This window comes from Dehalococcoidia bacterium (genome assembly GCA_030648205.1).
In the GTDB taxonomy this organism is placed as follows: Bacteria; Chloroflexota; Dehalococcoidia; order JAUSIH01; family JAUSIH01; genus JAUSIH01.
In genome coordinates this window covers 19,877-27,975 of record JAUSIH010000022.1, presented here as the reverse complement: position 1 = coordinate 27,975, position 8,099 = coordinate 19,877, and the positions used below count along the sequence as shown (strand labels likewise).

Genomic DNA, 8,099 nt, shown 5'->3' with positions numbered 1-8,099 from the left:
GATTTGGTTTGGTGGCACTGCTACCTGGGGCTCCGGCGAGTGGGGCAAATTCAGTGATAGAATGCCACTCTTCCAAGGTGGACGTCGTGGGTTTGAGTCCTGTCGCCCGCTCTATGTTTCGCGATACTAATACTGCTTCAGGCCATTCTTCATCTGCCACTCGTGCCCGCTTGAACGGGGGACTTCCTCAACTTTTGGACTTCTTTGCAGGCAGTGGCTTAGTCTCTGAAGCTCTTGGTCCTTTTTTCAATCTCGTTTGGGCTAATGATATTGATCCTAAGAAGGCCACCGTTTTTTGCGCCAATCATCCTTCTGATGTCTTTCATCTCGGCCCTATAGAGCAAATGCGTGGTAGCGATGTGCCTTGTGGAACGCTCTCATGGGCTAGTTTTCCTTGTCAGGATCTTTCTCTTGCGGGGAATCTTAGAGGCATCGGTGCGGCACGTAGCGGCCTGGTCTGGCAATGGCTCAGGGTAATGGATGAAATGACGATCAGGCCGCCGATAGTGGTGGCCGAGAACGTTTCTGGCCTTGTCTCCGCTGACAAAGGTGAGCACTATCGGATGTTGCATCAGGCGCTCGTCTTGCGCGGTTACAGAGTTGGTGCTTTGGAGCTAGATGCCGAGCGCTGGGTGCCGCAATCTCGTCCGCGAATTTTCGTAGTAGGCGTGCTGCCAACTGTTGAAACGAAAGGTCACGAAGCTCAGTGTCCCGGATGGCCGCATACCCCCGCCATTCAGAAAGCGGCTAAGGGATTGGACTCATGGATATGGTGGAACCTCCCTGAACCTCCAATGCGCACGCTAGCTCTTGAACAGATGGTTGAGGTTGACACTGCGCCAGCGGAGCCTCAGTGGTCGGCGCACAACATGAGCCTTGTGCCTCCGAGGCATCTTAAGCGTCTCCGCGAAGCTGTTGCCGCTGGCCGAACCGTGTTTCCGGGCTACAGGCGTATCCGCGATGGCCGTCAAGTCCTAGAGCTTCGCTTTGACGGGATAGCAGGATGTTTGCGGACTGCAGAGGGCGGCAGTAGTTGGCAATTTCTCGTACTCAGACGCAACGGCGGGTTTGGGGCGCGCCGTTTAACTGTGCGTGAGGCAGCTCGTTTAATGGGCGTCCCTGATGATTATTGCATTCCAGGTTCCCGCAATCAGGCGTATAAAGCTCTAGGTGATGCTGTAGCTGTGCCTGCCGTCCGCTATCTAGGGCAACATCTTCTTGCTCCTCTCGCAAATCGGATTGCTGCGGAAGTTCGGGCGTGACTCCTCATTCAGAGCTTCTCCAACGTTTGGAAGAATTCGCCCAGAGTTACGGCGTGCGCGAGAAGGGCGCTCTTTGTGTAGCCCTCGTAATGACGCGAGCCGCCAACAAACAAGGTCTTCCGCTCGCACCGGATGAGCAGATGACAATGGGCGGAGGCCAAGTCAAGGGGCTTGGAAAATCTCAAGTGCAAGCTATTCTCAAAGACTATGGCATGACGCGCACTTTGGCCGAAGAAGGCGGTCGTACGAGTCGTGGAAGCCTCGGCAACATGCGGGCCTACGTTAGTTTTCTGAACCAACTGCACGATGAAGCACTCGCCAACCTAGGCTTCATCGAGTCGTGGTGGGTGGACCGTGTTAGAGATTACTTTGCTGCGCAGCCTTTCACTTTGCGCCTCGATCCGTCTAAATCGTTGAGGGCGGTCGTCAGAGAATTGCTCGACCAAGCTCAGAAAAGACAGGCGGAGAGTTCCGGCACCATGTTCGTTGGCGCGGTTCTGCAGCACTTGGTCGGTGCGAAACTAGACATCCTGCTAGAAGGAAAAGTTGCTCATCATGGTGTGTCAGTAGCGGACGAAGTCTCCGGGCGCGAGGCCGACTTTCTTGTCGAAGACACTGCGATTCATGTCACAGCGGCGCCAAATGAAGCAGTAGTTCGCAAGTGCGAGCGTAACCTAGCTGCGGCGAAGAGACCCATAATCGTGACCTTGGCTAGAGGGGTAGCGGTGGCTCAGGGCCTTGCGGATCAGAAGGGAATTGGAGATCGAGTAGACGTCTTCGACGCGGAGCAATTTATAGCTGGTAATATCCACGAGCGAGGTAAATTCGCTCGCCGCGGAAGGGAAGATATAGCTCATCAGATCATTGAAAAGTATAACGCAATCGTCTCAGCGCACGAGACAGACCCTAGCCTGCAAATTGAAATAGCTGGATGACGGACACTTTCACCAAAGAAAAGCGAAGCTGGATAATGGGTCGTGTCCATAGCGAAGACACCGATCCTGAGCGTAGAGTTCGTTCGCTAATCCATAGATTAGGTTTCAGGTTTCGGCTTCATCGTCATGATCTGGCTGGCTCGCCGGACCTAGTCTTTCCCTCTCGCAAGGCAGTGTTGTTCATTCACGGTTGTTTTTGGCATGGCCATAACTGCGCCCGCGGGAAAAGAGTTCCTAAAGCGAACGAGGAATACTGGAGGAAGAAGATCCAGAGAAACCGCAGGCGAGATAGACGGGTGCGTACACAATTGCGCCAATTGGGTTGGCGCGTTTTAGTGCTGTGGGAGTGTCGTCTAAAGGATGAAGCGTGGGTAACGCGTGAGATTGATCGATTTCTAACGGGGGCGCGACCGCGTCGTCCGGCTCGTGGAGCGGATGCTGGACATGAAAAAGCGCATCGCGGCGAAGGGGGACGCGCACGACAACGAACGCGACGACCTGGAGCGCGAGGCGGCGCGGACGGACCGCGAGATTGACGGCGTGGTGTACGACCTCTACGGGCTGACGGAAGCAGAGCGCAAGCTGGTGGAGGGGGAGACCGCGGCGGTAGCGCGAACCTCACCCCTCTGTCCCCTCTCCGCATGCGGAGAGGGGAGGATGGCGCATCCGGCAGGGCGGATAGGCAGGTGCGTTCGTGTGGGCAACGGGGCGGACACGTCGGTCCGCCCCTACAAGGTGCGCCCCTACGGGATACGGGACGACGGGCCGCTGCGGCGGGGAGATTCCTCGCTGCGCTCGGAATGACACGGCGGTTGCGTGACTGCGTTTCCCTTGCCCGCCCCGTAGCGGTATGCTATCCTTCTGCCTATGAGCCAGGCTTCACCCGCGTCCCGGCCACGTGTCGTCGTCGCCATGAGCGGCGGCGTGGACTCGTCCGTCGCCGCGCTGCTGCTGCACCGCGCCGGCTACGAGGTGATAGGCGTGACGCTGCGCCTCTACACCGCGCCGGACCCGGCGTCCATGCCCGCGAACAGGGGCTGCTGCGGGCTGGAGGACGTGGAGTACGCGCGACGCGTCTGCCAGCTCCTGGGCGTGCCCCACTACTTCCTGAACTTCGAGAAGGAGTTCAAGGAACACGTCATCGCGTACTTCGTCAGCGAGTACGAGCGGGGCCGCACGCCGAACCCGTGCCTGGCCTGCAACGACAAGATCAAGTTCGACTTCCTGCTGCGCAAGTCGCTGGCGTTCGGCGCCGACGCCATCGCCACGGGGCACTACGCCCGCGTGGTAGCGCGCACCTCACCCCTCTATCCCCTCTCCGCATGCGGAGGGGGGAGGCACGCTGTCACCCCGAGCCCTTCGACTTCGCTCAGGACAGGCTCCGCGAGGGGTCTCCCCCGCAGGGAGATTCCTCACTCCGTTCGGAATGACATACGGGGCTACGGGGTACGCGTGGTGGAGCGCGACGGCGACCGCTTCCGCCTGCTCAAGGCGGTGGACGCCACCAAAGACCAGTCCTACGTGCTCTACACCCTCGGCCAGACGGAGCTGTCGCGCCTGCTGCTGCCCGTGGGCGGCTACACGAAGGCGCACCTCCGCGAGATAGCGCGAGAGGCCGGGCTGCCCAACGCGGACAAGCCGGACAGCCAGGAGATATGCTTCATCGGCGCGGGGGACTATCGCGGCTTCCTGCGCCAGCACATACCCGCCCGCGCCGGCGAGGTGGTGGACACGGAGGGCCGCACGCTGGGCGCGCACAACGGCGTCGCGGGCTTCACCATCGGCCAGCGGCACGGACTGGGCGTCGCGGCGGGCAGGCCGCTGTACGTCGTGGCGCTGGACGCGGCCAGCAACAGGGTCGTCGTCGGCGACCAGGAGCGCCTGCTGGCGACGGAGGCCGTCGCGTCCCGCGTGCGCTACGTCTCCGGCAACACGCCGGACGGCCCGATGACCGTCCGCGCGAAGTACCGCTACCGCTCGCCGGAGATGGAAGCGGAGCTGACGCCCCAGGGCGAGCGGACGCTCGTGCGCTTCCGCCAGCCCCAGCGGGCGCTGACGCCGGGCCAGGCCATCGTCTTCTACCGGGGCGACGAAGTGCTCGGCGGCGGCGTCATTGACGAAGTGCGCGCGGCGACCATACCGAGTCCGGAACTGGCGGCCTGCGCCCGCTAGCCGCCGACCAGACGGAGGGGGCAGCCACATGACACCCAGAAGCCACGAGGGACAGACCGCGCCACGCTACAAGTGGGAAAGCCACGGGGCCATCGTCGTTGCGTCAACGCTTTCCTCCGCCAACGAACACACCCGACTCCTGGTCTGCCGACACATCCACGAACTGATCCAGGAGTTCACCCTGCACCTGAAGGTGCAGTCCACACCCCTGGACGAAGCAGACCTGCAACTGGTGCGCCAGCTCGCGGCGGCCTGCACGGTGGGCAGCCTGCTGGACGGCGACAGGTTCGAGGGCCAGCTCATGGAGATGCGGGGCAAGGGGCGGCTGCTCTGCGGGCTGGTGGTCCTGCTTGACCCCGGAAAATACGAGCGCGTCCACTTCGAGGGCGAGGCCAACCAGCAGGCTATCTACGGCTACTCCGTGGACGACGGCCTCTGCCTCCTGCTCAACTATGACGCCCCGCCCGTGCGCCACGAGGTCAGCCACATGCTGGGGGTGGCCGCGCACTGTCCGAATGCCGCCTGCGTGATGCACTACAAGTGCCCCCGGCCCGGCCGGTTCTGTGATAGCTGCAAGATGACGCTGATAGACCTGTGGCACTAGGCCCCGCCGCAATCCAGGAGGCGGACCACGTGAACGTCTGCGAGTGCCTGGCGAGCAACCCGCGCGACGTCCGCAAGCCCGCCTGAGCCGGACGCCGTAGCGTATGCGCCCCTCACCCACCACACGCTTCGAGCAGGAGCTTCTTGTCCAGGGCTATCCCCTTGTGGCGGGGATAGACGAGGTGGGACGCGGGCCGCTGGCAGGCCCTGTCGTGGCCGCCGCCGTCATCCTGCCGCCCGGCCGGAAGCATCCGACCCTGGCGGGTGTGCGGGACAGCAAGCAGTTGACGGCGCGACAGCGGGAGCGGCTGGATGGGGCGGTCCGCGCCGTCGCCATCGCGGTCAGCCTCGGCGAGGCATCCGTCCGGGAGATAGACACAATGGGCATCCTGCGCGCCACGCGCCTGGCCATGGCCCGCGCCGTCGCCTCGCTGACCGTCCGGCCCTCCTTCGCTCTGATAGACGGACGCGGTCTGGAGCTGCGGGACATCCCCTCGCGCTGCATCGTCAAAGGCGACGCCCTGTGCCTGTCCGTCGCCGCCGCGTCCATCGTCGCGAAGGTGGCGCGGGACCAGCAGATGCGGGAGCTGGACGCGGCCTATCCCGGCTACGGGTTCGCTCGCCACAAGGGGTACGGCACCGCCGTCCACATGGAGCGGCTGGCCGCGCTGGGGCCGTCGGCGGTCCACCGGAGGTCATTCGCGCCCGTTCGCCGGGCAGCCGCGGGCGTGTGATACAATGCGGCGGGTGTATCCGTGACAAAGGCGAGAAAGCGCACAGGCGATTGGGGAGAGCGCTTCGCCCGCACGTACCTGGAGCAGCGGGGCTATCGCATACTGGAGACGAATTACCGCTGTCCGTACGGAGAGATTGACCTTGTGGCGGGCAAGGGCGACTGCCTGGTGTTCGTGGAGGTGCGCACCCGGCGGGGCCGCGCCTTCGGCACGCCGGAGGAATCGGTGACGCCCCGGAAGATAGAGCACCTGAAGTCCACCGCCGAGCACTACCTGCAGAGCCACGCGGACCACGCTCCGTCCTGGCGCATTGACGTGGTGGCCCTGGAGCTTGGGGAGGGCAGGCGTCTGGAGCGCATCAACCACCTTGAAAACGCGGTCGGCTAGCCTGTTGTCCCCGAAGTACGCATATTGTTTCATGCTTGAGAAGCTGTTCGAGGAAACACCCCTGGCCACTCACCGTCCTTCCGGCGAAAAGCTTGCCCCGTACCCGATACGGGGCCGGAATCCAGCGTTCCGCGGTGGTTCTCTGGATACCGGCTTCCGCCGGTATGACATGGAATAGGGAACGTATTTCCGGAACCGGACGCTACGGCCGTGCCCTGGCAGTAGCCGCTCTTGAACCGCTGTGATACAATATGCGTTTGGTATCTTGCCTTGCGCTGGACGCCATGCCTGTCTACGAGTACCGTTGCCGGACCTGCCGGCGCAAGGTTAGCGTCCTGACCAGGAGCGTATCGGCGACCGTGCAAGCGGCGGTGTGCGACCGCTGCGGAAGCCGCGACCTGGTCCGGCTGGTCTCATTGTTCGCGGTGGGTCGGTCGGCGGGGGCTGGCGCCGACGAGTCGTCCCTGGACGACGCCCTGTCGGACGTGGACGAGCGCGATCCCCGGAGTCTGGCCCGGGCCGTTCGCCGCATCGGCGAGGAGACCGGCGAGGATATGGGGCCGGAGTTTGACGAGGCGGTCAGCCAACTGGAGGCGGGCGAGGACCCGGAGGCGACGATAAGCGGCGCCAAGACGAAGGACATGGCGGACGAGACAAACGGGGGGGGCGAGCAGTAGGCATGCCCATCTACGAGTTCCTGTGCCACACCTGCGGACGGAAGAGCAGCGTGTTTGTGCAGAGCGTCAACAGCGCCCTGCCAAACGCCTGTCCCGCCTGCGGCGCGCACGATTTGACACGGCTCATCTCCTCCTTCGCGTACCACAAGTCGGAGAGCACGCGGCTGGAGGAGGCGGGCGATCCCATGTCTCCGGGGCCGGACTACTACAAGGACCCGCGCAACATCGGCAGGTGGGCGGAGACCCGGATGAAGCAAATGGGTGCGGAGATGCCCTCCCAGGTCCAGGACATGATCCAGGCGGCGCGGGAGGGCGAGATGCCCCCTGCGGTCAAAGACCTGTAGCGATGTCCGGAGTTATGAATTCTTCACAAAAATGGGGGCTTCCTCTTGGGGACACGCATCCCCTCTGGGCGCACGGATACCTCACCCCCTGGCCCCCTCTCCTGCAGGAGAGGGGGAAAGAGACCAATCTGGGGGTTACCCCCAGATCCCCGCGCAAGGGGGCAGATCCCCCTTGCGTATCCCCCGGAATCATGCCGCGAATCTCTGACTCAGGACACTAGCGATGTCCTGACCATGGTAGCTTCACCATCTTAGTTCGAGGACGCGCGCAAGGGCATTCGCGCGCCATGAACAGATGACTTCCCAGAGCGGCAAACATATGCGCGTCCAGCTCGACCCAATCGTCGAGCGCATCCGCGCGCACTTCAGCGCCAAGCACCTGGCGCGTGACCGGGCCTACCAGGCCTCCCGCGAGACCATTCGGAACTGCGCCAACGCCATCCGGGCCGTCCACCGGGCGGAGTTCAGCGAGGCCCAGACGCTTCTGAAGGCGGCCCGCGACCTCCTGTCGAGGACAAAGCGGGACCTGGCGGAGCACCCTGATGTCTTCCACGGCGGGTTCGTGGACGACGCCCAGAAAGAGTACGCGGAAGGCTGCATCACCTATGCGCTGGTGGCCGGTGAGGCCCTGCCAACGCCGGAGGCGCTGGACGTGGGCTATGCGCCGTACCTGAACGGCATGGGTGAGGCGGCGGGCGAGCTGCGCCGGTATCTGCTGGACATGCTGCGCCGGAACGAGGTCGCCCGCTGCGAGGACGTGCTGTCCCAGATGGACGACATCTATACCGTCCTGGTCACTATGGACTTCCCGGACGCGGTGACCAACGGCCTCCGGCGCACCACCGACATGGTCCGCGGCGTGCTGGAGCGCACGCGGGGCGACCTGACGGTGGCGGTCCGGCAGCGCGACCTGGAGGAGAAACTGGCGGTGGTGGAACGGCGCCTTTCGGCTGCCCCAAGACCTGGCAACCCCATTCCATAAAGG

At 63.4% G+C, this 8,099-nt stretch carries 10 protein-coding genes and 1 pseudogene; all 11 read left to right on the top strand.

Going from position 1 to position 8,099, the window contains the following annotated elements; genetic code table 11:
* Positions 1 to 113 precede the first annotated feature (113 nt).
* The 11 genes and pseudogenes from Q7T26_02655 to Q7T26_02605 all read left to right on the top strand — a co-directional run bounded on the left by Q7T26_02655 (position 114) and on the right by Q7T26_02605 (position 8,096).
* On the top strand, positions 114 to 1,262 hold the full coding sequence (locus Q7T26_02655; protein ID MDO8531057.1) for a DNA cytosine methyltransferase: 1,149 nt from the start codon (positions 114 to 116) through the stop codon (positions 1,260 to 1,262).
* Positions 1,259 to 2,197 (top strand): DUF4928 family protein, encoded by a 939-nt coding sequence (locus tag Q7T26_02650; GenBank protein MDO8531056.1) that lies wholly within the window; start codon positions 1,259 to 1,261, stop codon positions 2,195 to 2,197. Before Q7T26_02655 ends, Q7T26_02650 begins: the two co-directional genes overlap by 4 nt.
* A pseudogene (gene vsr / locus Q7T26_02645) lies at positions 2,194 to 2,562 on the top strand (DNA mismatch endonuclease Vsr). The gene Q7T26_02650 and the pseudogene vsr overlap by 4 nt, the downstream one beginning before the upstream one ends.
* Positions 2,563 to 2,641: 79 nt before the next feature.
* Positions 2,642 to 3,001 (top strand): hypothetical protein, encoded by a 360-nt coding sequence (locus tag Q7T26_02640; GenBank protein ID MDO8531055.1) that lies wholly within the window; start codon positions 2,642 to 2,644, stop codon positions 2,999 to 3,001.
* A gap of 63 nt (positions 3,002 to 3,064) precedes the next feature.
* The gene (gene mnmA / locus Q7T26_02635; protein MDO8531054.1) at positions 3,065 to 4,369 is read left to right on the top strand and encodes a tRNA 2-thiouridine(34) synthase MnmA; all 1,305 of its coding nucleotides are present in this window, start codon (positions 3,065 to 3,067) and stop codon (positions 4,367 to 4,369) included.
* A gap of 28 nt (positions 4,370 to 4,397) precedes the next feature.
* Positions 4,398 to 4,973, top strand: a complete 576-nt coding sequence (locus Q7T26_02630) for a hypothetical protein (GenBank protein MDO8531053.1) — start codon at positions 4,398 to 4,400, stop codon at positions 4,971 to 4,973.
* A gap of 103 nt (positions 4,974 to 5,076) precedes the next feature.
* Positions 5,077 to 5,706 (top strand): ribonuclease HII, encoded by a 630-nt coding sequence (locus Q7T26_02625; GenBank protein ID MDO8531052.1) that lies wholly within the window; start codon positions 5,077 to 5,079, stop codon positions 5,704 to 5,706.
* Between the two features lie 21 nt (positions 5,707 to 5,727).
* A complete protein-coding gene (locus tag Q7T26_02620; GenBank protein ID MDO8531051.1) occupies positions 5,728 to 6,093 on the top strand; it encodes a YraN family protein in 366 nt (121 codons plus the stop codon).
* 251 nt (positions 6,094 to 6,344) lie between these two features.
* On the top strand, positions 6,345 to 6,770 hold the full coding sequence (locus Q7T26_02615; protein MDO8531050.1) for a zinc ribbon domain-containing protein: 426 nt from the start codon (positions 6,345 to 6,347) through the stop codon (positions 6,768 to 6,770).
* 2 nt (positions 6,771 to 6,772) lie between these two features.
* Complete coding sequence (locus Q7T26_02610) at positions 6,773 to 7,114, top strand: zinc ribbon domain-containing protein (GenBank protein ID MDO8531049.1); 342 nt, start codon at positions 6,773 to 6,775, stop codon at positions 7,112 to 7,114.
* Between the two features lie 319 nt (positions 7,115 to 7,433).
* Entirely contained in the window at positions 7,434 to 8,096 is a 663-nt protein-coding gene (locus tag Q7T26_02605; GenBank protein MDO8531048.1) for a haloacid dehalogenase, read from the top strand.
* Positions 8,097 to 8,099 lie beyond the last annotated feature (3 nt).

Excerpts from the sequence above, each read along its gene's own strand:
- Q7T26_02605 (MDO8531048.1), top strand. The coding sequence starts at position 7,434 with ATGCGCGTCCAGCTCGACCCAATCGTCGAGCGCATCCGCGCGCACTTC.
- Q7T26_02625 (MDO8531052.1), top strand. The coding sequence starts at position 5,077 with ATGCGCCCCTCACCCACCACACGCTTCGAGCAGGAGCTTCTTGTCCAG.
- Q7T26_02610 (MDO8531049.1), top strand. The coding sequence starts at position 6,773 with ATGCCCATCTACGAGTTCCTGTGCCACACCTGCGGACGGAAGAGCAGC.
- mnmA (MDO8531054.1), top strand. The coding sequence starts at position 3,065 with ATGAGCCAGGCTTCACCCGCGTCCCGGCCACGTGTCGTCGTCGCCATG.
- Q7T26_02655 (MDO8531057.1), top strand. The coding sequence starts at position 114 with ATGTTTCGCGATACTAATACTGCTTCAGGCCATTCTTCATCTGCCACT.
- Q7T26_02640 (MDO8531055.1), top strand. The coding sequence starts at position 2,642 with ATGAAAAAGCGCATCGCGGCGAAGGGGGACGCGCACGACAACGAACGC.
- Q7T26_02630 (MDO8531053.1), top strand. The coding sequence starts at position 4,398 with ATGACACCCAGAAGCCACGAGGGACAGACCGCGCCACGCTACAAGTGG.
- Q7T26_02615 (MDO8531050.1), top strand. The coding sequence starts at position 6,345 with ATGCGTTTGGTATCTTGCCTTGCGCTGGACGCCATGCCTGTCTACGAG.